25 protein-coding genes are annotated in these 25,351 nt (G+C 48.8%); 11 read left to right on the top strand and 14 right to left on the bottom strand.

Annotated features, from left to right (window positions below; all coding sequences use genetic code 11):
• Window positions 1–176 precede the first annotated feature (176 nt).
• Window positions 177–755: a D-sedoheptulose 7-phosphate isomerase gene (gene lpcA, locus IB214_RS19545; protein ID WP_096758199.1), complete on the top strand. Its 579-nt coding sequence runs from the start codon at window positions 177–179 to the stop codon at window positions 753–755.
• 111 nt (window positions 756–866) lie between these two features.
• Window positions 867–1,634 carry a class II glutamine amidotransferase gene (locus IB214_RS19540; protein WP_115259356.1) on the top strand — a complete coding sequence of 256 codons (768 nt, stop codon included), beginning with the start codon at window positions 867–869 and terminating at the stop codon, window positions 1,632–1,634.
• Here IB214_RS19540 and dpaA read toward each other — a convergent pair.
• Window positions 1,605–2,345: a peptidoglycan meso-diaminopimelic acid protein amidase gene (gene dpaA / locus IB214_RS19535; RefSeq protein ID WP_117342003.1), complete on the bottom strand. Its 741-nt coding sequence runs from the start codon at window positions 2,343–2,345 to the stop codon at window positions 1,605–1,607. The genes IB214_RS19540 and dpaA overlap by 30 nt on opposite strands.
• Window positions 2,346–2,693: 348 nt before the next feature.
• On the opposite strand from dpaA, the gene IB214_RS19530 reads away from it, so the two are divergent.
• Window positions 2,694–3,455, top strand: a complete 762-nt coding sequence (locus tag IB214_RS19530) for a C40 family peptidase (RefSeq protein WP_096758196.1) — start codon at window positions 2,694–2,696, stop codon at window positions 3,453–3,455.
• 37 nt (window positions 3,456–3,492) lie between these two features.
• On the opposite strand, the gene flhA is transcribed toward IB214_RS19530, so the two are convergent.
• Genes flhA through IB214_RS19495 form a run of 7 tightly spaced genes read right to left on the bottom strand, consistent with a single transcriptional unit; the run spans window position 3,493 to window position 9,740 of the window.
• Window positions 3,493–5,586, bottom strand: a complete 2,094-nt coding sequence (gene flhA, locus IB214_RS19525) for a flagellar biosynthesis protein FlhA (RefSeq protein WP_117342004.1) — start codon at window positions 5,584–5,586, stop codon at window positions 3,493–3,495.
• Window positions 5,570–6,709 (bottom strand): flagellar biosynthesis protein FlhB, encoded by a 1,140-nt coding sequence (gene flhB / locus IB214_RS19520; RefSeq protein ID WP_117342005.1) that lies wholly within the window; start codon window positions 6,707–6,709, stop codon window positions 5,570–5,572. The genes flhA and flhB overlap by 17 nt, the downstream gene beginning before the upstream one ends.
• Window positions 6,699–7,481 carry a flagellar biosynthetic protein FliR gene (fliR, locus tag IB214_RS19515; protein ID WP_117342006.1) on the bottom strand — a complete coding sequence of 261 codons (783 nt, stop codon included), beginning with the start codon at window positions 7,479–7,481 and terminating at the stop codon, window positions 6,699–6,701. The genes flhB and fliR overlap by 11 nt, the downstream gene beginning before the upstream one ends.
• A gap of 1 nt (window position 7,482) precedes the next feature.
• Complete coding sequence (locus tag IB214_RS19510) at window positions 7,483–7,755, bottom strand: flagellar biosynthetic protein FliQ (protein WP_117342007.1); 273 nt, start codon at window positions 7,753–7,755, stop codon at window positions 7,483–7,485.
• 2 nt (window positions 7,756–7,757) lie between these two features.
• Complete coding sequence (gene fliP, locus IB214_RS19505) at window positions 7,758–8,516, bottom strand: flagellar type III secretion system pore protein FliP (protein ID WP_117342008.1); 759 nt, start codon at window positions 8,514–8,516, stop codon at window positions 7,758–7,760.
• Window positions 8,513–8,884, bottom strand: a complete 372-nt coding sequence (locus tag IB214_RS19500) for a FliM/FliN family flagellar motor switch protein (RefSeq protein WP_117342009.1) — start codon at window positions 8,882–8,884, stop codon at window positions 8,513–8,515. Before IB214_RS19500 ends, fliP begins: the two co-directional genes overlap by 4 nt.
• Window positions 8,877–9,740, bottom strand: a complete 864-nt coding sequence (locus tag IB214_RS19495; protein WP_117342010.1) for a FliM/FliN family flagellar motor switch protein — start codon at window positions 9,738–9,740, stop codon at window positions 8,877–8,879. The genes IB214_RS19500 and IB214_RS19495 overlap by 8 nt, the downstream gene beginning before the upstream one ends.
• A 597-nt stretch (window positions 9,741–10,337) precedes the next feature.
• Between IB214_RS19495 and IB214_RS19490 the strand changes: the two genes are divergently transcribed.
• Genes IB214_RS19490 through IB214_RS19455 form a run of 8 tightly spaced genes read left to right on the top strand, consistent with a single transcriptional unit; the run spans window position 10,338 to window position 17,291 of the window.
• Entirely contained in the window at window positions 10,338–11,324 is a 987-nt protein-coding gene (locus IB214_RS19490) for a sigma-54 dependent transcriptional regulator (protein WP_117342011.1), read from the top strand.
• Between the two features lie 47 nt (window positions 11,325–11,371).
• Entirely contained in the window at window positions 11,372–11,734 is a 363-nt protein-coding gene (locus IB214_RS19485) for a flagellar hook-basal body complex protein FliE (RefSeq protein WP_117342012.1), read from the top strand.
• Between the two features lie 4 nt (window positions 11,735–11,738).
• On the top strand, window positions 11,739–13,409 hold the full coding sequence (gene fliF / locus IB214_RS19480) for a flagellar basal-body MS-ring/collar protein FliF (protein WP_117342013.1): 1,671 nt from the start codon (window positions 11,739–11,741) through the stop codon (window positions 13,407–13,409).
• Entirely contained in the window at window positions 13,387–14,403 is a 1,017-nt protein-coding gene (locus IB214_RS19475; RefSeq protein ID WP_117342014.1) for a flagellar motor switch protein FliG, read from the top strand. The genes fliF and IB214_RS19475 overlap by 23 nt, the downstream gene beginning before the upstream one ends.
• A 3-nt stretch (window positions 14,404–14,406) precedes the next feature.
• Window positions 14,407–15,117: a flagellar assembly protein FliH gene (fliH, locus tag IB214_RS19470; protein WP_117342015.1), complete on the top strand. Its 711-nt coding sequence runs from the start codon at window positions 14,407–14,409 to the stop codon at window positions 15,115–15,117.
• A complete protein-coding gene (fliI, locus tag IB214_RS19465; protein WP_117342016.1) occupies window positions 15,110–16,453 on the top strand; it encodes a flagellar protein export ATPase FliI in 1,344 nt (447 codons plus the stop codon). Before fliH ends, fliI begins: the two co-directional genes overlap by 8 nt.
• Before the next feature lie 2 nt (window positions 16,454–16,455).
• On the top strand, window positions 16,456–16,899 hold the full coding sequence (gene fliJ / locus IB214_RS19460) for a flagellar export protein FliJ (protein WP_117342017.1): 444 nt from the start codon (window positions 16,456–16,458) through the stop codon (window positions 16,897–16,899).
• Window positions 16,896–17,291: an adenylyltransferase/cytidyltransferase family protein gene (locus IB214_RS19455; protein WP_117342018.1), complete on the top strand. Its 396-nt coding sequence runs from the start codon at window positions 16,896–16,898 to the stop codon at window positions 17,289–17,291. Before fliJ ends, IB214_RS19455 begins: the two co-directional genes overlap by 4 nt.
• A 50-nt stretch (window positions 17,292–17,341) precedes the next feature.
• On the opposite strand, the gene IB214_RS19450 is transcribed toward IB214_RS19455, so the two are convergent.
• Genes IB214_RS19450 through IB214_RS19425 form a run of 6 tightly spaced genes read right to left on the bottom strand, consistent with a single transcriptional unit; the run spans window position 17,342 to window position 25,351 of the window.
• Window positions 17,342–18,073: a class I SAM-dependent methyltransferase gene (locus tag IB214_RS19450; protein WP_117342019.1), complete on the bottom strand. Its 732-nt coding sequence runs from the start codon at window positions 18,071–18,073 to the stop codon at window positions 17,342–17,344.
• A 39-nt stretch (window positions 18,074–18,112) separates the two neighbouring features.
• Window positions 18,113–19,306: a sulfatase-like hydrolase/transferase gene (locus IB214_RS19445; RefSeq protein WP_117342020.1), complete on the bottom strand. Its 1,194-nt coding sequence runs from the start codon at window positions 19,304–19,306 to the stop codon at window positions 18,113–18,115.
• 3 nt (window positions 19,307–19,309) lie between these two features.
• On the bottom strand, window positions 19,310–20,578 hold the full coding sequence (locus IB214_RS19440; RefSeq protein WP_117342021.1) for an ATP-grasp domain-containing protein: 1,269 nt from the start codon (window positions 20,576–20,578) through the stop codon (window positions 19,310–19,312).
• Window positions 20,575–21,687, bottom strand: coding sequence for a DegT/DnrJ/EryC1/StrS family aminotransferase (locus IB214_RS19435; RefSeq protein ID WP_117342022.1), 1,113 nt, complete (start codon window positions 21,685–21,687; stop codon window positions 20,575–20,577). Before IB214_RS19435 ends, IB214_RS19440 begins: the two co-directional genes overlap by 4 nt.
• 2 nt (window positions 21,688–21,689) lie before the next feature.
• Window positions 21,690–22,760 (bottom strand): glycosyltransferase family 2 protein, encoded by a 1,071-nt coding sequence (locus IB214_RS19430; protein WP_117342023.1) that lies wholly within the window; start codon window positions 22,758–22,760, stop codon window positions 21,690–21,692.
• Window positions 22,761–22,789: 29 nt separating this feature from the next.
• On the bottom strand, window positions 22,790–25,351 hold the full coding sequence (locus tag IB214_RS19425; protein WP_117342024.1) for a glycosyltransferase family 2 protein: 2,562 nt from the start codon (window positions 25,349–25,351) through the stop codon (window positions 22,790–22,792).

The raw sequence follows: 25,351 nt of genomic DNA, 5'->3' as shown, positions 1-25,351 counted from the left end.
TAAATTCTTTTAGCAATGTGTTTACAAAATAATTACAACAAAGCTCACATTGTTGTTGTTTTCACCGGCACAAAAAATCAAAAGCCACAGCCATTCCTGTGGCTTATGCTTCTCGCCTGTAGTGCTATCCGGTACACTGCATCTTGTCATTTACATTCATGCTGAAGGATATCCTCATGTACCAGGATCTTATTCGTAACGAACTGAGCGAAGCGGCGGAAACGCTGGCTAATTTTTTAAAAGATGACGCCAATATTCACGCTATTCAGCGCGCGGCGGTCCTGCTGGCAGACAGTTTTAAAGCGGGTGGCAAGGTACTTTCCTGCGGTAACGGCGGCTCCCATTGCGACGCAATGCACTTTGCTGAAGAGCTGACCGGGCGCTACCGTGAAAACCGTCCGGGCTATCCGGCGATCGCTATCTCTGATGTCAGCCATATCTCCTGCGTCAGCAATGATTTCGGTTACGATTATATTTTCTCTCGCTATGTTGAAGCGGTAGGGCGTGAAGGGGATGTCCTGTTAGGCATTTCGACCTCCGGTAACTCGGCAAACGTGATTAAAGCCATTGCCGCTGCGCGTGAGAAAGGAATGAAAGTCATCACCCTGACCGGGAAAGATGGCGGCAAAATGGCCGGCAGCGCCGACATTGAAATTCGCGTCCCGCACTTTGGCTATGCTGACCGTATTCAGGAAATTCACATTAAAGTGATTCATATTCTGATTCAGTTGATCGAAAAAGAGATGGTTAAGTAAGAAGGCTATTGCCGGATGGCGGCTGAAGCCTTATCCGGCCTACTTGCGTTTTGCGTAGGCCTGATAAGTGTAACGCCATCAGGCAGTTCAGCGTTTTAAGGTAGGTGATATATGTGCGAACTGCTCGGGATGAGCGCCAATGTGCCAACCGATATTTGCTTTAGCTTCACCGGGCTGGTTCAGCGCGGGGGAGGTACCGGGCCGCACAAAGACGGCTGGGGGATTACGTTTTATGAAGGTAAGGGTTGCCGTACATTTAAAGATCCGCAACCCAGCTTTAATTCGCCTATCGCCAAACTGGTACAAGACTATCCCATCAAATCCTGTTCCGTGATTGCTCATATTCGTCAGGCGAATCGGGGAGAAGTGGCGCTGGAAAATACCCATCCGTTCACGCGTGAACTGTGGGGGCGCAACTGGACCTATGCCCATAACGGACAGCTAAGCGGTTATAAATCGCTGGAAACCGGTAATTTTCGTCCGGTCGGAGAAACCGACAGCGAAAAAGCGTTCTGCTGGCTGCTACATAAGCTGGTTGAACGTTATCCGCGTACGCCGGGCAACATGACTGCGGTGTTTAAATATATTGCCGTCCTGGCCGGGGAACTGCGTGAGAAGGGCGTCTTCAACATGTTGTTGTCCGACGGGCGCTACGTGATGGCGTTCTGTTCGACCAATCTGTTCTGGATCACCCGCCGCGCACCTTTCGGCGTGGCGACGTTATTGGATCAGGATGTAGAAATCGACTTTAGCTCCGAGACCACACCCAATGATGTGGTCACCGTGATCGCTACGCAGCCGCTGACGGGCAATGAAACCTGGCAAAAGATTATGCCAGGTGAATGGGCGCTATTTTGTCTCGGGGAGCGTGTAGTTTGACGCCAGCTGTGGCTGAATCACTTCATGGCTCAACGGTTTGCTAACGACGTAACGACCATCGACCACGGAAACAGTCGGTGGCTTACGCGTCTGTTCAAAATAGTCGTATCCCGGTTTTAGCTGTGACCAGAACTCTTTGTAATACGAGTTCTGGTGGCGCTTCATGTTGGCATCGGTCATGCGGAACGGGTAAATGCTGACCTGCACGCTGGACTGGCCAAATACTAACGCCCCAGTGACAAACTGGAAAATCTCATCAATGCCGTTGTCGGTCATGGCATAGCAGCCGACAGAAACGCAGGCGCCGTGGATCATCAGGTATTTACCTTCGTACCCGTGCGCGCGGTCATAGGCGTTGGGAAAGCCAATATTAATCGCTTTATAGAAGCGGCTATCCGGTTTGAGCTGACCGCGTTGTACGCTGTAAAACCCTTCCGGGCTTTTAAAATCGCCCTGACGTTGCTTGGGTCCTAACCCGCCGGAATAGTTACAGATCTTGTAGCTGTCGAGCAATTGATACTGTTCGCCCATCTTGACGTACAGATCCAGCGTGCGTTCTTCTTTAAAGATCTGAATATAGACAGGAGATCCCATCAATTGCTGCTTATATTCTTTGCTGACAGGTGCAGTTGGACTGCTACTGCTCAGCAAACCGGCAAATGAAACGCACGGTAATAAAAGCATCGCAAGAAAAAATGCGATTTTACGCATACTGCTTATTCCTTGATAAAACGGTTACACACGCCAGGACGGCAAATAGAGTCGCCAAATCGGATAAATCTGGATTTGGAGCGCTCACATTAGCACCAAGAAAGTTTTTCGCAAGTCTCTCGTGCTGCGTTTACACTTTAGTTTCTCTTTATACGCAAAATTGGACTTAAAGGCAGTCAGACAGCGGCGTAATTTGTCGCTGCTATCCGTCCATTGCATAAGATTAATACTGACTTTCTAATCTATTGAATTTAAAAAATTAATCTATTAATAATCAAATATTAAAAAAGATATCCCGCCAATAGCAGTACACTGCGCCGAACGTGTTTGACCAGGTATTCTTTTTTCATGTCTTTTGCCACTGCACCCCGACGCCTTTTGCCGGGACTGCTGTCTTTGTGTGTCGTGTTGTCATTACCGTGTATCGCCAAAGTTCAGCCTGTCTTATCAAATACCCCCTTAAACTATGCGGCGCAGTTGCGTATGCGTAATCGTGCCCGGTTACTAAAGCAGTATCATGTGCAGGTAAAAAAGCAGGCCAGCTACGTGGTAGAAGGTAATGCGGAAAGTAAAAAGGCATTGCGCCAGCAGAATCGCGTGCAGATTAAACAGCACCCGGAGTGGTTCCCAGGTCCGCTTAAAGCCAGCGATCATCGCTGGCAGGAACTCGCCGAAAATCCTCATTTTCTCAGTAGCGATCACCTGCACAACATCACCGAAGTGGCGATTCATCGCCTTGAGCAACAGTTAGGTAAACCGTATCTGTGGGGGGGAACCCGTCCGGATGAAGGCTTTGACTGCAGCGGGCTCGTTTTCTATGCCTACAATAAAATTCTGGCGGCGAAACTGCCCCGTACTGCCAATGAAATGTATCACTATCGGCGGGCGACAATTGTCTCTAATCGCGATTTACGTCGTGGTGATTTACTGTTTTTCCATATTCACAGCCGGGATATTGCCGATCATATGGGGGTCTATTTGGGGCAGGGGCAATTTATTGAGTCGCCACGTACCGGCGAAACGATCCGGGTCAGCACCTTGTCCGAACCTTTCTGGCAGGATCATTATCTCGGTGCCCGACGAATTCTGACGGAAAATACAATTCTGTAATAGTCAGGCGGTACTTTCAGCACCGCCTCATCACGCGTTAGCTCAACGCGCCCATAATTTTTAATTCCAGCTCATCCGGCACTTCATTATAAGACAGCACCTGTAGCCCCGGCGCGAACAGACGAGCATAGCGAGCGAGCAGCGGACGTAACTGTGGAGCGACCAACAATATCGGTTCTTTCCCCGCGGCTTTCATTTGTTCTTTTATCTGCGGCATATTGGTCTGGAACTGATTAAGCATATTCGGATCGACCGGTACGCTGTCGAGCATCACTTTGCCACTTTGCTGTGCCTGATTGACCACGTTTGCCAGTAAATTCTCCAGTTCACTATTGAGCGTGTAGACCGCCAGCTCATCTTTGCGTACAAACGGGTGAGTAATACTGCGACGCAGCGCAAGACGGACATCTGCCGTCAGCAGAATGGGATCTTTGGTGGTCGCGCTGCTGGCAACCAGCACGGTGGCAATGGTAACGATATCGCGTAATGAAACGCCTTCGATAAGCAGCGTCCGGTAAACCTTCAATAACTGGCTGTAATTCAGCGCTGCACTGAGATCTTCCGCCAGACGCGGTGCCATGGACGACAGGCGGTTATGTAACTGCGTAATATCATCGTAATTAAACAGATCGGGAATATAGCGACGAATAATCTTATTCACGTGCGTGGCAATGACGCTGGCGCTGTCAATAACCTGATACCCCATATTTAATGCCTTGGCTTTTTGCGCCGGCACAATCCAGGTAACGGGCATCCCGTAGGCCGGGTCGTTCCCTAACACGCCATCTATTTCGCCGTAAGTTTCGCTGGAGGGTAGCGCCATCAGCTTATCTGAGGGGATATCCGCCTCATCCGCTTTAATCCCATTGATGAAAATGGCGTACTGCGTGGGTTTCAGTCTGAAGTTTTCGCGGATACGAATTTCAGGCAGCAACACGCCGTTGCCGTCAGAAATCACCTGCCGCACGCCACGAATACGCTGGGTCAGCGGATTACCTTTCGATTTATCGACCAGCGCCACCAGCTTATAGCCCAGACTCAGGCTAATGGGCTCAATTAACGGAATGGTTTCCCAACTGACCTGCTGCTCGGTGGTTTCGGTGATGGTTTTGGTCAGCGTTTCGAGATTTTTCTCTTCAGTCTCGGCGACTTTCGGACGCTTGCTCATGCGCCAGGCGGTGAACCCTAACAGCGCCGTAAAAGCCAGGAACGGGAAATGTGGCATGCCCGGCACAACGGCCAGCACGAACATAATGCTGGTGGCGGTATAGAGCACAGAAGGGCTGGCCAGCAGCTGGCTACGTACGTCGGTGGCAATATCGCCGCTGTCGCTGACGCGCGTGACGATAATCGCCGCCGCCGTCGACAGCAGCAAAGACGGGATTTGTGCGACCAGGCCGTCACCGATGGTCATCAGCACGTATTGCTGGAACGCGGCCTCAGCGCTTAAATCGTATTTAAAGATCCCAATACAGACGCCGCCGATCAGGTTGATGGCCAGGATCATCATCCCGGCGATGGCGTCCCCACGCACGAACTTTGAAGCACCATCCATCGCACCGTAGAAATCTGCCTCACCCGCCACGTCTTTGCGTCGTGTTTGCGCCTGCGCCTGGTTGATCAACCCGGCATTCAGATCGGCATCAATCGCCATCTGTTTACCGGGCATCGCGTCCAGCGTAAAGCGGGCGGACACCTCGGAGATACGTTCAGCACCTTTAGTGACCACGATAAAGTTGATGATCATCAGGATGATAAACACCACAAAGCCGACCACGAAGTTACCGCCGATCACCACCTGACCGAAGGACTCGATCACTTTACCGGCGGCACCGGCACCCATATGGCCATGCAGTAACACCACGCGCGTTGACGCCACGTTTAGCGTCAGTCGCATCAGGGTGGTAATCAGCAAAATGGTCGGGAACAGGCTGAATTCGAGCGGTCGTTTTGCGGAAACGGCCACCAATAGCACCATCACCGCCAGCACGATGTTAAAGGTGAACAGAATATCCAAAAGTGCAGGTGGTAACGGCAGGATCACCATCGCCAGAATACACAGGATCACCAGCGGCACGCCGATATTGCCGTTACGCAGCAGCGCCATGAATTGTTTAGTTATTTTCGGCATCCAGTTTAAGAACCTCTTTTGGAATGGAAATATGTCTGTTCAGTGAAGGGCGTGCTTGTGCTCCGTCACGCCAGTGTTTCATTTGCAGGACGTAGGTCAGGACGTGGGCAATCGCCCGATAAAGTTGAAACGGAATTTGCTGATTCACCTGGGTGGTGTAATAAACAGAGCGTGCCAGCTTGGGAAACTCAACGACTTCAATGTTGTTCTCTGCAGCGACCTGGCGGATATACAGTGCAATTTCATCCGTGCCTTTGGCGACAACGAACGGCGCGGCGGCGCGAGCATGGTCATACTGTAAGGCGACGGCGTAGTGCGTTGGGTTGACGATCACTACGTTGGCCTTCGGTACCACTTTGCGAATTTGGCCCATCGCCATTTGCCGTTGCAAACGCCGGATCCTCGCTTTAACCTCTGGTTTACCTTCCTGGTTTTTATATTCTTCTTTTATTTCCTGCTTGGTCATCTTCAGCCCTTTGGTGAACATTTTTTTCGCCAGAGGAACGTCCACGAGAGCAAAAAAGATAAACAAGATGACAAAGTTGCGCATCACGCTGCTGTAGAGTGATAGACCATCGCTAATCGCCTGTTTAAAAAACAGCTCTTGTAACCCGAGAAACGAGGCAAAGTTATTGCGCAGGGTTATCCACAGCATGATTAAAAGCACGATAGCCTTCAGCGTCATTTTTCCGGTTTCCACCAGATGCTCTGTGGAGAACAGACGCCCTATGCCCTTAATCGGACTTAACTTGCTGAAGTCCGGTAAAATTTTCTTCGGCAGGAACAGCCATCCACCCGGCACCAGCGAGGCAAACAGGGCGGCTACGGGCATCGGCAACAGCGTCAGAATAAATTTCGCCAGAATCAGCAGATGATGTTCGAGGAACTGTCCGATGATGTCCGGGTCATTAATATTCTGTGCGTACTGATGCACGCTGATGAAGCTTTCGCGCACGAAATCTTCATACCAGGGGAAGCTGCTGTAGATCACCATAAACGCGGCAAACAAGCTGGCGGCAAGCCCCATGTCTTTTGAACGCGGGATCTGCCCATCCTCTCTGGCTTTGCGAAGTTTTTGCGCCGAGGGTTTTTCTGTTTTTTCTTCGCTGCTGCTATCCGCCATAGTGTCCCTTTAGCGCGTCGAGCTGCTGCAGGACGAAATTCGCCAGGTGCAGATAGTGGTCGGGCAGGTTGTACAACAGGGTGGCGAAACAGACCAGACCCGCCAGCATATTGATAGGAAAGCCCAGGGAATAAAGGTTGAGTGGGGGCGCAATACGGTTCAGCAGACCAAAGCAGCCCTGAACAACCAGCATGATAAACGTGGTTGGTAGCGCCAGCAGCGTGGCGGCTGCAAATACCCAGCCCAGCGCCAGGGAAATAGTGCGCAGAGATTGCGGATGCAGCGCATTGCCAATCGGCCAGTAGGTAAAGCTTTTGAATAAAATACTCACCAGCAGCAGATGCCCATCCATCGCGAAGAACAGAATTACCGCGTAAATGTTGATCATTTCCGCCAGCACCGTCGTCGATGCGCCGCTGCTGGGATCGTTCATCACCGCCATACTCATCCCCATGTTAAACGAGAGGATCTGCCCGGCTAACTGGAGTGCTAAAAACAGAAACTGCAGCATCAGGCCAAACAACATACCCCACAGAAACTGTTCTGCGGTCAGGATGATGCTGTTTATTGACAGCAGGCTGCTGGGGACGGGGTGGGGGATCAACGGCGTAATGATGAATGCCAGCGCCAGTGACAGCACGATACGTATGCGGACCGTCAGCGCGGCGTTATCCAGCACCGGCGCATAGTGTATAAACGCCATAATGCGCACGAAGGGAAACCACATGCCCAGGATCAGGCTGCTTAGCTGTGTGATATCGGTTTCGCGCATGTCAGTGCACCAGAATGGCGGCCTGAGTGAACAGATGCACGCAGAGATCGCTCAACTGGACGATCATCCATTTCCCGGCAATCCCCAATACTGCCAGCGTGACAATCAGCCTGGGTAAAAAGCTGAGGGTCTGTTCGTTAATCTGCGTCACCGCCTGGAAAATGCTGACCAACAGGCCGACCAACAGGCTGGGCACGACCAGCACGCAGACCAGGATAATCACGACTTTTATGCCGCTGGCGACAATATCGGCTGCTACATCAATCGTTAACATAATTATCCCAGCCCCAGGCCGCGAATACTGGAGGTGAGCGTCCCAACGGTCAGCGCCCAGCCATCGATCAGCACGAAGAGCATCAGCTTAAAGGGGAGTGAAACGATCAACGGTGACAACATCATCATGCCCATTGCCATCAACACGCTGGCGACGATCAGGTCGATCACCAGGAACGGAATGTAAATCATGAAGCCTATCTGAAAGGCCGTTTTCAGCTCGCTCAGGACATAGGCGGGAACCACAATGGAGAGATCCTGATCTGCCGCGTTACCGTGCGCATTGGCGATGGTCATGATCTGCGCAATGGCTTTTTTGTTGGTCTGCGCCAACATAAAGCGTTTTAGCGGTGAGGCGGCGGTGCTTAGCGCGTCAGAAAGCGTAATCTGGTCGTTTTCAAAAGGCACCACGGCATGATCGTAGATGTTGATCCAGATGGGCCGCATTACCAGCATGGTTAACGACAGTGCGATGCCAATCAGGATGCGGTTGGGCGGCGTTTGCTGCAGCCCCAGCGCCTGACGTAGCAACGAGAGGACAATAATAAAACGGGTAAAACAGGTCATCATCAGCACCAGCGTAGGCAGAATGCCCACCAGCGTCATCAGTAGCAGAACCTGAATCTTGACGCTGTATTCCTGGCTATTACCGTGTGAAATCACATTCAGCAACGGGATATCTCCCCCTTGCGCACAGGCAAAGGGAGAAAGGATGAGCAACGAGATACCCAGTACCAGAGTGAAGGTAGGTGCGCGTTTCATGGGGCCAGATCGTTGATTTCATGCGTGTTGAATTCAAGGACCCGCAGGCCATATTTTTCATTCACTACCACCACTTCGGCCTTACCCAGCAGGATATTATTCACTTTAATATCCAGCGGCTCCCCTGCGAGTTTGTCCATCTCAATGACGGTGTCATCATCAATGTTCAGCAGGTCAGACAGCATGATCTCTACCGAGGAGACTTCCAGCGTTAACGTTACCGGAATACGCTTGAGTAGGGTCATGGATTCGGAAAAACGATCTTCTAACCGCGTCACCAGTGTTTCGGTGACCGACACCGCAGACGCTGTGGTGGCTTCCGGGGTTAACTCGAAGCCTTGCTCTAAAATATCTTGTTGCTTACTCATAGGATTTCTCAGTCTTACTCGTTAACTCGGACAAAAACAGTTTGTCTTTATCTTCGACGATCAGGGCGTTAAATAATTCGGACTTCCCGATATAAACCGGGAACGTATCTGGCATCGCAATGGGTAAAATATCTCCCGGCTTAATGGTCGTCAGGTCGGCAACATTGAGCGGGATCTCGGCTATCTTCACGTTCATGGTCAGCGGCAGCGTATTAATAATCTCTTTGATCAGCGTTTTTTTACGCGCTTGGGCGTGGGGTTTATCAACCAGCTTTTTTTTATCACCGTGTTCACTACGACGAATCAAATTCAAAATATAATCAGTATGTGAATCATCGAGTAAGATCCTGAAACTGGCGTTCTCATCATCGCCTAGTATAAATATCAGTTGATAAGCCCAGTGGGTCTGGACTGTGCTGCTGTCGGGCTTAAGCGTGAGTGGGATACCGGATATGTTTTTATTAAAAATGATATTACAGGTATCAAGTGCCAGCCGACTTTTCAACCGGGTTTCGGTTTTGGTAGGTAAATCTTCTGATGACTTTTCGTCAATCATTGATGACGTCAGACCATAGAAGTTACCTAGCAGCATTAGCAATAATGTGCGGTCAATATCAAATGCCAAATGGCCAACTTGCGAAATTAATAACTCAGCACTCTTGTTAATAACATCCATCTCGCAGTGTATCTTCTTGAGTGTTATATTTGTGCGGTGTTTCTTCAGGAAATAGTTTCCGAGATGTGATTCAATTGTATCAAAATTACCCGTAAACATAGTCGGCAGACGATGATATGGACGCCCAAGCCGGTTTCCTTCAAGCTTAAAGATTCCGGGTGTTTGACTATATTTCAGCATGGTACACGTTCTCAGCCGTAATTTTGTTGGTGGATGAATAAATATCACATCCCGACGTTATCAAAGAAAATACAAATCCATTTAATTTTTTGAGCATCCTTGACGCTATTCTCTTTTGTTGGGGACCATGACCTATAAAATGAGGTGCATGGGAACATCGATAATCTCGGGCTGGATATTAAATATTCTGCCCCTCTCTTCTGCAAGTTATTAATGATGTGGTTCTATAATTAAAAAATTATTAATCATATAACTGTGACATTCTCACCAGTTAGCGGCAGCGCTATAAATGCCTTTCTCATGCTTAATTTCTACACGCAAATCATTGTAACTCATTGTTTTTAAATGAATAATATTTTTATTATCTTTTAATTTAAGATTGTTAACAGCACCAGTGGTAATCTTTTTTTAGGAAAAAACCTATTTGAAAATAGTCTTCGAAGGGGCTGCCATGTGGAAGGGCAGTAAAACATGAACAGGGACTGAATGAAAAACATGGCACGGGCGATATCTATTATTCGATAATGTGCTCGCTTTGGAATAATTTGTATATTTCTCGTTATGGATGTTAACTTTACTTCTAAGTGTAAAATAATCATGTTTGAACTTATTGCCGAAGCAACCTCCAGCATCAATGCATTTGCACTAGCTAAGCGTATTGCTGCTTTTAATGTTCCTGTCCTTGTTCATGGTGAAACGGGGACAGGTAAAGAATGTGTTGCGAAATTTATACATTCTATTGCATTTGCACAGGACTCTCAGGCGCCTTATATCGGCGTTAACTGTGCTGCTATTCCTGAAAATATGCTCGAAGCTACGTTATTTGGTTATGACAAAGGTGCATTTACCGGGGCCGTCGCGACCGTACCGGGAAAAATGGAATTAGCCAATAATGGCACTTTGCTGCTCGACGAAATCGGCGACATGCCGTTAGCACTACAGGCGAAGATTTTGCGTGTTTTGCAGGAACAACAGGTTGAACGCCTGGGCAGTAATCGTTTAATTAAACTTAACTTCCGCCTTATTGCCTGCACCAATAAAAATCTTGAAGCCGAAGTTGCCGCAGGACGTTTCAGAGAAGATCTCTATTATCGCATGTCGGTTATCCCGGTGACGATGCCGCCGCTGCGCGAGCGGATGGAAGACATTATTCCTCTGGCTGAATCCTTTATCAAAAAATACTCCACGGTACTGGCGAAGAATATCAAGCTCTCGGAATCATCGCGGCGAGCATTACTCAGCTACGCCTGGCCGGGCAATGTACGCCAGCTCGAAAATGCCATTCAACGTGGCATGATTTTGAATCGAGATGGCGTAATTTATCCCGATACCTTGGGGCTTCCGTCTGTGGGATCCGATTCCTGGAGCGAGCCTGAATGGCAACCTAAGCCCAGTCCGCAAATAAGCGAAGGCGATAATTTGGGCCAGCATGGCCGCAGCGCGCAATATCAGTATATCGCTGACTTGATGCGCAAATATCAGGGCAATAAAACCAAAATTGCGGATTTACTAGGCATTACCCCACGTGCGCTTCGTTATCGTCTGGCGTCAATGAGAAAACAGGGAATCGAAATCTTCTCCTGAATCCGTTGGTCGTGCAGCGAGCACTTTTTTCATTTTAAGAGTAGGTCATGAGCATAAATATCCTAGCCCCAGCCAGTACGATGCAGACGCAAATGATGCAGGACATGCAGCAGATGAAGGAGGTCGCGCAGTCGCCCATCCTCTCGCCGATGCAGATTAACCGTGTTGGTGCGCAGTCGGCATCATCTCAGGTCTCCTTTGGCCAGATTATGCAAGGGGCGCTGAATCATGTTGATCAATATCAGCAGGTCGCCGAGCAACAACAAACGGCCGTTGAGATGGGCAAAAGCGATGATCTGGCGGGGGCAATGATCGCCAGCCAACAGGCATCGCTGTCGTTCTCCGCGCTGGTTCAGGTCAGAAATAAAGTTGCTTCTGGATTCAATGACCTGATGAGCATGTCAGTCTAACGCTATGAATGAATTAATAAAAAAAATAACGCAATCCTTCCCGGCCGTGTCGTTCAAACTGGACGGCAATAAGCGCTGGGCGTTACTGGCAGCAGCGGCCATTGCGGCTACGGCGATAATTGTCAGCGTGCTGTGGAATGGGAATCACGGCTACGTTTCGCTGTACGGTCGACAGGAAAACCTGCCGGTATCCCAGATAGTCACCGTACTGGATGGCGAAAAGCTGGAATACCGTATCGATCCGCAAAGTGGGCAGATTCTGGTTCCTGACGATGCGCTGTCCAAAACGCGAATGACCCTTGCCGCCAAAGGTGTGCAGGCGATGTTGCCCAGCGGCTACGAGCTGATGGACAAAGACGAAGTGCTGGGCAGCAGCCAATTTGTGCAGAACATCCGCTATAAGCGCAGCCTTGAAGGTGAACTGGCGCAAAGCGTCATGACGCTGGATTCTGTCGAAAGCGCGCGCGTGCATCTGGCACTGAATGAAGAAAGTTCGTTTGTCGTCAGCGATGAGCCGCAAAACAGCGCCTCGGTGGTGGTGCGACTGCACTATGGCGCGAAGCTGAATATGGATCAGGTCAATGCCATTGTGCATCTGGTTTCCGGGAGTATTCCGGGTCTGAATGCGTCGAAAGTTAGCGTCGTCGATCAGGCCGGTAATCTGCTGACTGACGGGATCGCCTCGGGCGAGGCCGTTTCAGCCGCGACCCGCAAACACGATCAGATCCTCAAAGACATTCAGGATAAAACGCGTGCCAGCCTGGCGAACGTGCTCGATTCGCTGGTGGGGGCAGGTAATTACCGGGTGAGCGTGATGCCCGATCTCGATCTGAGCAATATTGACGAAACAAAAGAGCATTACGGCAACGATCCGAAACTCAACCGCGAAGAGAATGTTCTGGATAGCGATACCAACCAAATCGCGATGGGGATCCCGGGTTCACTCAGCAATCGTCCGCCGCTGGCCCCCAATCAGGTTGCGACTGGAGCGACTGATACCACTGCCGACTCACGCGATCCTGCCGCGCTGTCAAAACACAGCGAAAGCAAGCGCGATTACTCCTATGACCGCAGCGTGCAGCACATCCAGCGTCCTGGATTTACAGTTAACCGCTTGAATGTGGCGGTAGTGCTTAATCAGAGCGCACCGGCGCTGAAAGGCTGGAAGCCTGAGCAAACCGCGCAGTTGACCGCGTTGCTGAACAATGCGGCGGGTATCGACGCCCAGCGCGGCGATAATCTGTCTCTGTCCCTGCTTAACTTTGTGCCGCAGGCGGTCCCGGTAGAACCGGTTATCCCGTTCTGGAAGGATGACAGCATTCTGGCCTGGGTACGCATGATCGGCTGCGGTCTGCTAGCGCTGCTGCTCCTGTTGTTCGTGGTGCGCCCGGTGATGAAGCGTCTGACGGCGATACGGCAAAAACCGCGTCCTCATGAGCCTGTGATGGACGTGGATGTACTGCCTGTCCCGGCAGCGCAACTTACCGCTGCGGATGATGAACGCAAAAATATTGAACTGCCTTCTTTCCCTGGCGACGACAGCCTGCCTTCGCAGAGTTCCGGTCTGGAAGTGAAGCTGGAGTTCCTGCAAAAACTGGCGATGAGCGACACCGATCGCGTAGCTGAAGTTCTCAGACAATGGATTACCAGCAATGAGCGAATTGACAACAAGTAACGGCAGTACCAACAGCTACCTGGAACAGGCCGCAATTCTATTGTTGTGTCTGGGAGAGGAAGCGGCAGCGACGGTGATGCAAAAGCTCAGCCGTGAAGAGGTGGTTCGCCTGAGTGAAAATATGGCGCGTCTGTCCGGGGTGAAAACCAGCATGGCGAGAAAGGTCATCAATAATTTCTTTGATGAGTTCCGCGAGCAGAGTGGCATCAATGGTGCATCGCGCTCGATGCTGCAAGGTATTTTAAATAAAGCGCTGGGCACTGAAATCGCCAGTAGCGTAATCAATGGGATCTATGGCGATGAGATCCGCTCACGTATGGCGCGTTTGCAGTGGGTCGAGCCGCGTCAGTTGGCGATCTTGATCTCGGAAGAACACCTGCAATTGCAGGCGGTATTTCTCGCTTTTTTGACACCGGAAATTTCGGCCACGGTGCTCTCGTATATGAACGAGTCGGTGCAGAATGAGATCCTCTATCGGGTGGCGAAACTGAATGACGTGAATCGGGACGTCGTCGATGAGTTGGATCGTCTGATTGAACGTGGTTTATCGGTGCTGTCCGAACATGGCTCGAAAGTGAAAGGTATCAAACAGGCGGCCGACATCGTCAACCGCTTCCAGGGCAACCAGCAGGTGATCCTCGACCAGCTGCGTGAACGCGATGAAGATGTGCTGGAACAGCTACAGGATGAGATGTACGACTTCTTTATTCTGAGCCGTCAAACTGATGAGGTACGTCGTCGCTTGCTCGACGAAGTGCCGATGGAAGACTGGGCGGTGGCGCTGAAAGGCACCGAGACGCTGCTACGTCGTTCTATTTATGCGGTTATGCCGAAGCGTCAGGCGCAGCAACTGGAAGCGATCACCTCGCGTCTTGGCCCGGTGCCGGTGAGTCGCATTGAACAAATCCGCCGTGAAATCATGGGGATTGCCCGTGAACTTGAAGAAGCGGGTGAAATTCAGCTACAGCTGTTTGCTGAACAGACGGCGGAGTAAACCATGGCGATTGAAACCATTCGTGGTCGTTACCGACTGCACCGCTTTCCTCCGCGTCAGCGCCATTTGCAAACAGAGCAGCTCACGCCGGGGATTACCCCGGCGGATTATCAACGCCAGTTAATGGACGGTTTCCAGGAAGGGCTGCAAAAAGGCTTTGAACAGGGAATGACTGAAGGTCATGAACAGGGCTTTCAGGAAGGGCATCAAAAGGGCCAGGAAGAGGGCTCTCGTCAGGGGTATACCGAAGGCAGCCTCGCCGGGCAGCAGGAAGGGCGCAAACAATTTGCCCTCGCGGCACAACCGCTGGACGGTATTTCTGGCCGGGTGAATGACTATCTGGCGCACATTCAGCGTAAACAACGAGAAGACCTGCTGCAACTGGTTGAAAAGGTGACCCGTCAGGTGATTCGCTGTGAACTGGCGCTGCAACCGACGCAACTCCTCTCACTGGTCGAAGAGGCGATCTCGGCCTTTCCGACCCTGCCCGAGTCGTTACAGGTGCTGCTGAGTAACGACGAGTTTAATCGCATCAAAGATGCTGCGCCGGAAAAGGTGAATGAATGGGGGCTGACGCCTTCAGCCGATTTGCAGGCGGGCGAATGCCGGGTCATTACCGATAAGTCCGAGCTGGATATCGGCTGCGAACACCGGCTCGATCAATGCATGTCGGCACTGAAAGAGACGTTGCTGCCGGAGCCGCAGGGTGAGTGACCCTTCATTCTTTGACAACGCGTTGCGCGCTATTGAGTCGATTCCGCTTGCCCGGGTTGCCGGCCGACTGGTGCGGGTGAACGGTATTTTGCTCGAGAGCGTGGGATGCCCGCTGATGACCGGCCAACTGTGCCGCGTTGAAAGTGCCAACCACACGTTAATTGATGCGCAGGCAGTGGGGTTTAACCGTGACATTACCTACCTGATGCCCTTCAAACATCCAGTCGGGCTGATGGCAGGTGCACGGGTGTTCCCCGAAGAAAAAGCCCAGGAAATTTTGATTAGCGAAAGCTGGCTGGGTCGGGTGGTCAACGGCCTCGGCGAACCGCTGGATGCCAAAGGGCGTCTGACCGGCAATGACGTACTGCCATCTCAAGCCCCGTCAATCAACCCGCTTACCCGCCAGTCGGTCAATCAACCGCTGGATGTCGGTGTGAAGGCCATCAATGGATTACTAACCATCGGTAAGGGCCAGCGAGTTGGGCTAATGGCGGGGAGTGGCGTCGGCAAAAGCGTGCTGCTGGGGATGATCACCCGGCAGACCAAGGCTGATATCGTGGTGGTTGGGCTTATCGGCGAGCGCGGCCGTGAAGTAAAAGAATTTATCGATCACTCGCTGGGGGCAGAAGGACTGGCAAAATCGATTATCGTCGCCGCCCCGGCGGATGAATCCCCCCTCATGCGCTTAAAAGCCACCGAGCTGTGCCACTCTATAGCCGCGTGGTTTCGTGACCGCGGCCACCACGTTTTACTGCTGGTGGATTCGCTCACCCGTTACGCCATGGCGCAGCGTGAAATAGCGCTTTCTCTGGGGGAACCCCCGGCGACCAAAGGCTATCCGCCGTCGGCATTTGGCATGATCCCAAAGCTGGTTGAAAGCGCGGGCAACAGCGAAAGCACAGGATCGATGACCGCTATTTATACGGTGCTGGCGGAAGGGGACGATCAGCAGGATCCGATCGTTGACTGCGCGCGCGCGGTGCTGGATGGGCACATCGTATTGACCCGCAAGCTGGCGGAAGGCGGGCATTACCCCGCTATCGATATTGCCCAGTCGATCAGTCGCTGCATGACCCAGGTCACCCGCCCGGAGCACCAGCAGGCCGCCCGGGCGCTAAAACAGAACTACGCCGCCTACATGGAAATCAAACCGTTGATTCCGCTCGGTGGCTATGTCGCAGGCGCTGACCCCGGCGTTGACAAAGCGGTCAAAATTTTCCCGGCGATTGAGCGTTTTCTGCGTCAGGAGGTGAGCGAACCCGCCTCTTTGGAGCTGGTACAAAATCGTCTGCAAGCCCTTTTCCCGGTTGCCAAATCGAAAGCAGAAGGTAAATAACCGTGCGACAGATTCTTGATACCCTGGCGCAACTCCAGCGCCTGCGGGATAAATCAGTAAAAGACATCACGGTGCAGTTGGCGAAACAACAACAGTTGTGCTCTGGCTATGAAAACAACATCAAAGCGCTAGGCTACCTGGTGCAAAAAACCGGTCCCGGCGTTGATGCTCCAGGCATTGAATCTCTCAAAAATGTGTCCGGCTATAAAAGCACGCTGCGCAAGGTGATTGCCTGGCAAGAGCAGGAAAAGACGCTGGCGAAAATTAAAGAAGTGCGTATCCAGAAAAACCTGATCGCAGCAGCCTGCCAGGAAAAAATCGTTGCCATGACGCTGGATGAAAAACGGCAAGATCTGCAGGACGAAGTCGCTATCAAGGAACAGAAGATCGTGGATGAGATTGCCACGCAGTGTTGGTTACGTAATAAGGTCTTTCGGCAAGAATGAAAACAATCATCACGTTTGGCACCTTTGATGTATTTCACGTTGGTCATCTCAATATCCTGCAACGGGCGAAGCAGTTAGGCGGGCAACTGGTGGTAGGGGTCTCCTCTGATGCGCTCAATATCGCTAAGAAAGGCCGGACACCGGTGTACAGCCAGTCTGACCGGATGGGAATTGTGGCGGGGTTAAAATGCGTGGATCGCGTGTTTCTCGAAGAGTCGCTGGAACTAAAAGCCGATTATATCCGCCAGTTCAATGCCGACATGTTAGTTATGGGGGATGACTGGGCCGGCCGCTTTGATAGCTTCTCGTATCTTTGTGACGTCGTTTATTTCCCTCGGACACCGGCCATTTCGACCACCACGATTATTGAGGTGGTCAAGACATATAAGTAGGACATATGTGCCAAGGCATTGTTCTGCTATGGAATACAATGATTTTCTATTTATTCACTATGCTTGTAAGCCAAGTGATAAAGCTCTGAAATATGCTTTACTTTCATTCCGAATTTGGAAAAAAGTATATCGAGGGATTTGTTAGAGTAGATGGTGATATGTCCATTACGTGGCGCTATATACCAAAAATTCATCAGCTTATTTAGGTGAAAATCGTTAGTCAGTGTTGAAAAGAAATATTTACCATTATTTTGGTCTAAAAGAGAGTCTATCATCTCCATAGTTTTTACTGGCGTTGGTGTATGCTCCATGACTTCAAATGACGTTATAAACTCATACTTTTCATTTGGTATGGGTGCTGAATTATTGAAGGGGTCCCAACCAACCACATCTGTGCCATATTCTTGTAATAACTGTACCAACTGTCCGTCACCGCAACCAAAATCTAGCATACGGAAATTTTGTAGATTTTTGAATGCATTGCGAAGTAAGTTGAAGTTGTGAAGAGATCTTTTGCAAATAAAATTAGGATCATGTTTTATATATTCGTCATTGTAAATGTATCTGGAGTAATCTGCATCAGACCATTTATCAAAGGCGTGGCTGTATATCAATCCACAGTTCTTGCATTTATAATAATAGACGGCATGGCCGCTTAGCGGATAGTTATATCGGTGAACGTTGTTTCCATAGCAAGAAACATTAAAGTCAGTTACGCCATAAATATCAGCTTCAGTATCGCAAATTTTGCAATGTGGTGATGAAGTAGTATGTAATTTCATTATTTTCTTAATAAAAAATAGGTTAATGATTGATATTTGTTATCGCAGGACTTTCTTTCCACCAATCCATAATTCAAGTTGTTGCTGCAAATCATGAAAGTTATCAGCGATAACCTGTGCCATATCGGGAGAGAAAAAATGTGTGATATGTGGGTGTGCTCCTCCCACTCGCTGTCGGTTTGCTTTTTCAAGATCGATAAAAGGGATTGCAGATTTGTTATATTTTAATAAGCTTAAAATATCAAGCTGGTTTGTTGGGTCAGTTTTCCATAAAAACATCTGATATTTTTTATCCACCTTCAATAAATGGAAATACTCATTAGTGGCAGCATACCCCTTCTTTAATGGGCTACCATTGTGCAGACTTTTTTGTTGGGAAAAGAGATTACGACTAAAACAGACCTTACGTTTGGGCGTTAAGGCGAAAAATTGATTATCTTCACAAGGTGTTGTAGGAATCGTCAGTAAATTTAAAGCAGTGTTATGCAGATCAACCATGCTAACCATGTGATTTATATCGCAAGATTTCATTCCCGGACAGAAAATAAACGCGGGGGTGTGCACTAATGAAGTGTATGGCTCTATTCCATGGGCGTATCCACCATTAAATCCATGCCCCCAGAAATCATCACCATGGTCGCCGAACCCGACAATAATAGTATTGTCCAGTTTTCCTGCATCGAGTAGTATTTTAATCGTTTGGCCAATCATTATATCCATACTTTGGTATCCGCGTTGCCATCTGTCGAGACTATTTTTACCGCCTTTTTTTATCTCATCGTGGTAACAAAGATGGCTGCTTAAGTTCCATAAATATAAAGCAAAAGGCTCAGTCTGTGACACGACCTGGCGCATTTCAGCGAGCATGGTCGCCGATGTGTCGTACCAGTTGAATGAGTCTGTTTCGCTCCATATTGAATCAACATTGGCCCAGTTTTTAGGATATCCCATTCCTGCGGTACGATAACCATGTTGTTTCAGGGTATCAAAAAGTGGTGGGCAGCGACGCTTAAGGGTAATATTTGTCTCGAGGTGAGTATTATGCTCAAGCGTATTGTCTTCGCCATGTAACAGGTCGCTAAAGGCCATAAGTGAAGATGTCGCGCTGGATATGAAGTTGTTAAACCTAATGGATTGCGAATTTATTTTGCTAAGGAATGGAAACCATTCCCTGTGGCTAAAAATCGTCTGATTGAGACTTTCAAGATGTAGAAATATGATGTTTTTATTCATTTTTTAATCACGAATTAAGAGTTCAAGCATGTTTATATCAAAGGTTGGAATTTCTTTAGCGTTAAAGACTTCCATCCGTTCTGAAAAACTATCATCGATAAAAATAGAGTTTTGCTGTTTAATCCAGTCACTTTTCTTTGCATCTTTATCTAAATGTATTATTGAATCAAAAAGCATGTTAATACGACGTGTGTTAAGTTCTAGATGGATATCTCCAGCATGACGAGTGATTAAGTGGATTGATATTCCGTGATTAATACATTGATATAAAAAGGTAATGACAAGCAGGCAGAGTTTGTCATTAATAATAACGGTATCATCATAATCGATATAAACATGCTGAAATTGTATGCTGTGCTTGTATTGATTAGACAGACTACGGGTAATCTGCAGTTCTTTACAGACGGGGAGCAAAGCAATCTTTTTCCGCATTGCTTCATAGACAGTAAGTAGAGGAAAATTGATGCCATTCACGCGATTTAGCGCCATTGTACCGGCAATACGTGGAGCGACTTCCAATAATGTCAACTCACCTGTCGCGGCGCGTTTTAGCTGAAAAAACCAGGCTCCACGCATGTGAAATCGATCTGAAATAGCACGAGCATATTCCTCGACGTGTTCAAGCGTGACCAGCCTCGACGTCATCGCAATTCCAGCACGAATCCGTGAGCGGGTGCGCGGCTGGCAAAACAGCAATCCCCGGTCGCGGTCGGAAAAGCAATCAACGGTATATTCATCCCCGCTAAGGTATTCGCAAACGATCAGATCACTTTGTTGGGCAAGAAGCGACGCTAAGGCTTCTGGCGTTTCAATACAGCTGGCGCCTTGCGCTCCCTGTCCACGATCGGGTTTCACAAAAACCGGCCACTGCGTAATTTTGTTACTGTCAGTATACACCGCAGGAACAGGTAATATTTTTCTAAGAGACTGATATGTTTTGCTTTTATAACGGGTGGTGTGGCAGGTTTCATGGGGGGGACACAACACCGTTGCTGAAAGAGCATCTCTTTTTTCAGAGAGTGCAAGTAGAGCATCGTCATGTGCCGGAAAAATATAATCGATCTTTTCTAACTGGAGTAGTTGCTGCAAGGCATCCAGCCAATTCGGTTGCGCTATGTCTGGAATGACATGATATGCGCAAGCACAGTGACGGGCGTGGCTGTCGTAATCAGACCCGGCCAGTGTAATATTGATGTGCTTATCATGGCGTAAGGCGTAATAGATTTCCTTACCAATTTCTGTCCCTGCCGGAAATATAAGTATATTAGTCATGCTGCAATAAACTCGATAATTGTATTAATCTCCTCAGATGTCATATCCGGGTAGATTGGTAGACACAGGATGTGTTCCGAAGCATAGTTTGCTACCGGTAGATTTTCTTTTTGTGCTCCGGGCATTTTTTGATACATCATCAAATTAGACAGTAGTGGATAAAAATATCGTCGGGTCAGGATATTATTGTTCTTTAAGCGTGTGTAAAGTTCGTCTCTGGATATTTTATAGTCTGATTCGATGAATACCGGAAAGTAGCTGTAGTTGCTTTTATAATTGGTATTATTCAGTATTCTTATTCCTTTGATACCGACCAGGTTTTGACGATATAGCTGATCGATTTTTTTACGTTTAGCGATAGCATCATCTACATAATTCAATTGTAATAAACCGAATGCAGCCTGTATCTCATTCATTTTTCCATTGATACCGGGAGCCACAATAGTGACTTCGTCGGCGATACCAAAGTTTTTAAGGTAATCAATTCGTGTCTTTGTCTTTTTATCGTAACTAACGATTGCGCCGCCTTCAAACGTGTTGAACACTTTTGTTGCATGAAAACTGAGTACTGAAAGATCGCCATGACGCAGGATGCTGCCACCAACATCTTCGATCGCAAAAGCATGCGCAGCATCGTAGAGGGTAGGAATGCCATAATTGCTTGATATTTCTTCTATTTCTTCAGTTTTGCAGCTCTGCCCATAAACATGAACAGGCATTATTAATCCGGTGTTTTTGGTGATTGCGGATTCAATGAGCCTGGAATTAATGTTAAGAGTCTCAGGATCAATATCAACAAATACCGGTGTTAATTGATTCCAGAGTATACTATGGGTAGTTGCAACAAATGAGTAAGGGGTGGTAATGACTTCACCTTTAATTCTTAGTGCTTGCATCGCCACAATGAGTGCGATTGTGGCGTTACAAAATAATGAAATATATGGGACGTTCAAATAAGCGGCTAATTGCTCCTCAAGTCGCTGATGCATGCTGCCATTGTTAGTTAATTGTCGTGATGACCAAATATCCTCTAAATAAGGTAAAAACTCTTCAAGCGGAGGCATAAAGGGTTTTGTAACCGTAATGGGATTCTGCTGCAAAGATTTCATTATTAATGTTCCTGAGATAAGTTATTGATTATTGTTTGATAAGAGTCAGGTAATCTCGACTTGATACTTAAAATAATGAGTTCTCTGATTTTCTGGTCATCAATATGACGAAGCGCTATGCGATAAAGTTCTGGCAAGATCTGTAAGCGTGAATCGCAATGGATAATTGCCTGTACGATGTGATATGTTATTTTGTTAACGTTATTATGATTTAAGGCAACTAAATACCCTTGGTAATGTAAAAGAGCATCAGTCGGATCGTCAATAAGTAAGTCATCAATGTCTTTATTTAACAATGTATGATCTGGATGCGCATATTGTTTCCAACGGCCATCTATTGCTTTTACCCATGCAGGTTCATGCTTCCATTGGTTGAGGATCATCATTCTGTTACGGTACATTAACTTGCTATTATCTCTTCTGAACCATGTGTTATTATTATGGCGACGATACTTGGCCACGACTCGCTCAGAAGATATAAACTCCCCTTGTTTCGCAAGCTTTAAAAACATGTCCCAGTCCTCCTGTACTAAATCAGGAGGGGAACGTTCAATTCTTAAATAAGCATCCCGGCGGATAAGTGAGCCAATATAGAGGCTTAAATTACCCGTGATGAGCATATGTTCGAACACATCGCCATTGAGGAATATATTATTGTATGGAAAGATCGAGCCATCGGGCATGATAACTTGCACAGCACTGTAACACATTGAACAGTTGGTGTTTTTCTCCATCATGTTTACCTGATGCGAGATTTTTGTGGGCATGATTAGATCATCTGAGTCGACGACAGCAATGTACTTTCCTTGTGCAAGATTCATTGCTTGTATTATTGGTTTTTCACCTTTTTTAATGTGTTGGGAGTAATAATTTTCTTCTCTCAGAATCGTTTTACACTGGTGTTTTTTTTGGTATTTCTTGATGATTTTTTGAGAGTTGTCGGTAGAGGCATCATCAACAATAATAACCTCAATATTTTTCCATGTTTGTTTGTAAACACTTTCCAGTGCCTCTTCAAGATATTGAGCGTGGTTATAACTGGTGACGATAATACTCACTAATGGGCTGGTCATTTATCTCTATCCTGTGAAGTCTGGAAGCATCATGGGAATAATTTTTTCTGCAGACTGAGCAGTAGCGTATTCATTGACACCAGAGAGCTGTTTTCCAGCACCTCTGCAATCTCACTGGCCGCTCTCTTCCCCGCCTTACCATCCATAAACGCGTCGCAATAATGTTGGCGGATCTCGTCCAATGGCGCCTGTAACGCGTTCCAGTCGTTTGAGCTGGACAGCAGGTTTCTGAGTTCCACCATATCGCTGGCGACCGGCAAAATCGCTCGGATCTGCTGGTCGGCACTGCGGGGGCTGGAGTAACTTTTCTGCCCATCCAGTAACGCCTGCATACCCGGCCAGTCGAGGAGGATGACGCGCTTGTTGGCATGAAGGGCATCGAAGATAAATCCGCTGTTATCGGTGAGGACGTAATCGGCCTTCGCGAGCAGCGGAAGGACGTGATCCGGTGCATCTGTTCGGTTTTTAAAACACTTGCGCGCCAACGTCAGCGAAGCGGCCTCTTCCGGTCGAGAGCAGGTACCGTGGTGCAATTTGCAGATGATATTGAAGTCATGGCTTAAATGGCTCAGCTTTTCCGCCCAGTGCGGTAGTGAGCTTAATGCGCCGTAGGTTGGGGCATACAGTAGCGTCGGTTTTTTGGCATCAAATTTCAGCGATGCCGGGAGAGATGTCTCAACGTGTCCTTGATGCCAGCGATCAAAGCGGGGATTTCCGACCACCTTCGCGCTGCCGTTAATATCCAGCGCTTGTTTGCTGTAATGGCTGTAACACAAAATACGGTGGTAGAACGTATTCCACCAGGCATGATTCCACTCTTCTTTTGCCAGCCCGTACATGGCGCGAACGTGAATATCGGCCAAATCTTTCAGAGCCGGAGTGTAGTAGGGGCTGACCAGACATTTGAAGCGTTTACGTTGCTGAATAACTTCAGAAATACGTGCGCCACCCAATGTTGGGTCGTTGATAGCGTTAATGGTTGCCGCCATTTCATCAAGGAAAGGCTTGTGAATGCGATCGTTTACCAGCAACGAGCATGGATGCCCCATTGCTTGCAGTGCGGCAATGATTGGCTGATAGACGGCATAATGAAACGAGGTCTCCATAAAGAAGGCGATCGTATTATCTACCGCGTTAACGGGCTGAGATGGTGCGCTAGTTACCGGTTGAAAGTTAGCGGGGGCTTTATTTATTTTATTGAAATAAAAGCGAATATTATCTGTTTCCTGCTTTTCGATGTCGCTATAGCCCGCGCGTTGGTAGGCAATGCTCGGATAGCAGGCCAGCCATTTTCCGTCGCGCAGCAGGGGCTGCCATTGTGCTTCCAGCGACTCGGACGGATCCTGCGCCATCTGCCTTGCAAGCGAGGCGTAATAATGGTCGTTAACCAGGTAGGCGCACACTTTCCGGCAATCGCGGGCATGGATCATCCCGTTGAGGCTTTTCAAAACCGTGCCCTGTTTGATTTCACCGCCGAGCAGGATCACTTCCCAGGGTAATTTCGGCAGGGCGCTGAGCAGCGCATTCAGCACGCTGATGTGCTTCTCTTGCTTCAGAATAACGGTATCGTCTTCCAGTAACAGGTAGTTTTTCCAGCCCTGCTGTTGTGCCAGATGCAAGGCCTGCAAATGAGACTGGCGACGGCCCAACTGACCATTTACGTCTTCGCAGGCGGCCAGGCGGGTGATTTTTTCCGCCGGGACACGCAGCCGGGCAAGTTCCTGTTGGATCTGTCCCAGACGATCCGCGCGCGCATCAAGGTTGACGATCACCACCTGATCGATGGCATCCCAGTGGATCGGCTGATGGTGGGTGGCGTTATGCAGGCTCTGATACCAGTTTTTCAGCATCGGATCGGGGATTGCCTGCTCGAGGCTGGTCTGCAACGGTTCACTGGCTCCCAGTACAAAATCTTTATCAAACGTATTCTGGCTGTGTGAGATACACAGAATGGTGCGTTCTCCAGGGAGTTGCAGCGGGTTAACGGTGAAATTATGGGTGAACCCCGCCTCTTCACTTAGGTTGCACTCATCATCATAACGGTGTTTTTTCAGATAGTTACGGTGATAGCAGAAGGTCCCGTTGAGAATATTTTGTGGGCCAAAACGGTGGGTTTTAAAAATGCGATTGATGTGGCTGTACCAGATAGGGATCTGGTCTGAACCGGAAATCAGCGCCCGATGGCGCTGCATCATCGCAAGGGTATAGGTGATTTTATCCGCCGGATAAAAGTCATCATCGTCCATACACAGAATATATTCACCCTGCGCCAGTTCATTGAGCATATTGCGTTTTTTACCCAGCGCCAGCCTTTCCGGATGGTGGATATAACGGATATTAAATGCGCCAGGTTTGCCTTGCGTCAGTTGCTCAATAAGCGGCAGGTGGCTTTGCGGTGAATCATCGAGGATCACCAGCTCTCTGCGATCCGCCGGATAATCCTGATAGCGGAACATATACAGTAGCCAGGGCAAGAAAGCGGCACGGTTCCAGGTCGGCGTAACGACGCTGACAAACGGTTTTTCACGACCGGTATCCAGAGTCTTAACGACGCCAGGCAAAATAGTGCGAGTTTTAGCGGATTTGGACAT

This window comes from Citrobacter sp. C1, from assembly GCF_014596895.2.
GTDB classification, from domain to species: Bacteria; Pseudomonadota; Gammaproteobacteria; order Enterobacterales; family Enterobacteriaceae; genus Citrobacter; species Citrobacter gillenii.
The sequence above is the reverse complement of the archived record's forward strand: the minus strand, read 5'-3'. Positions and strand labels throughout refer to the sequence as shown.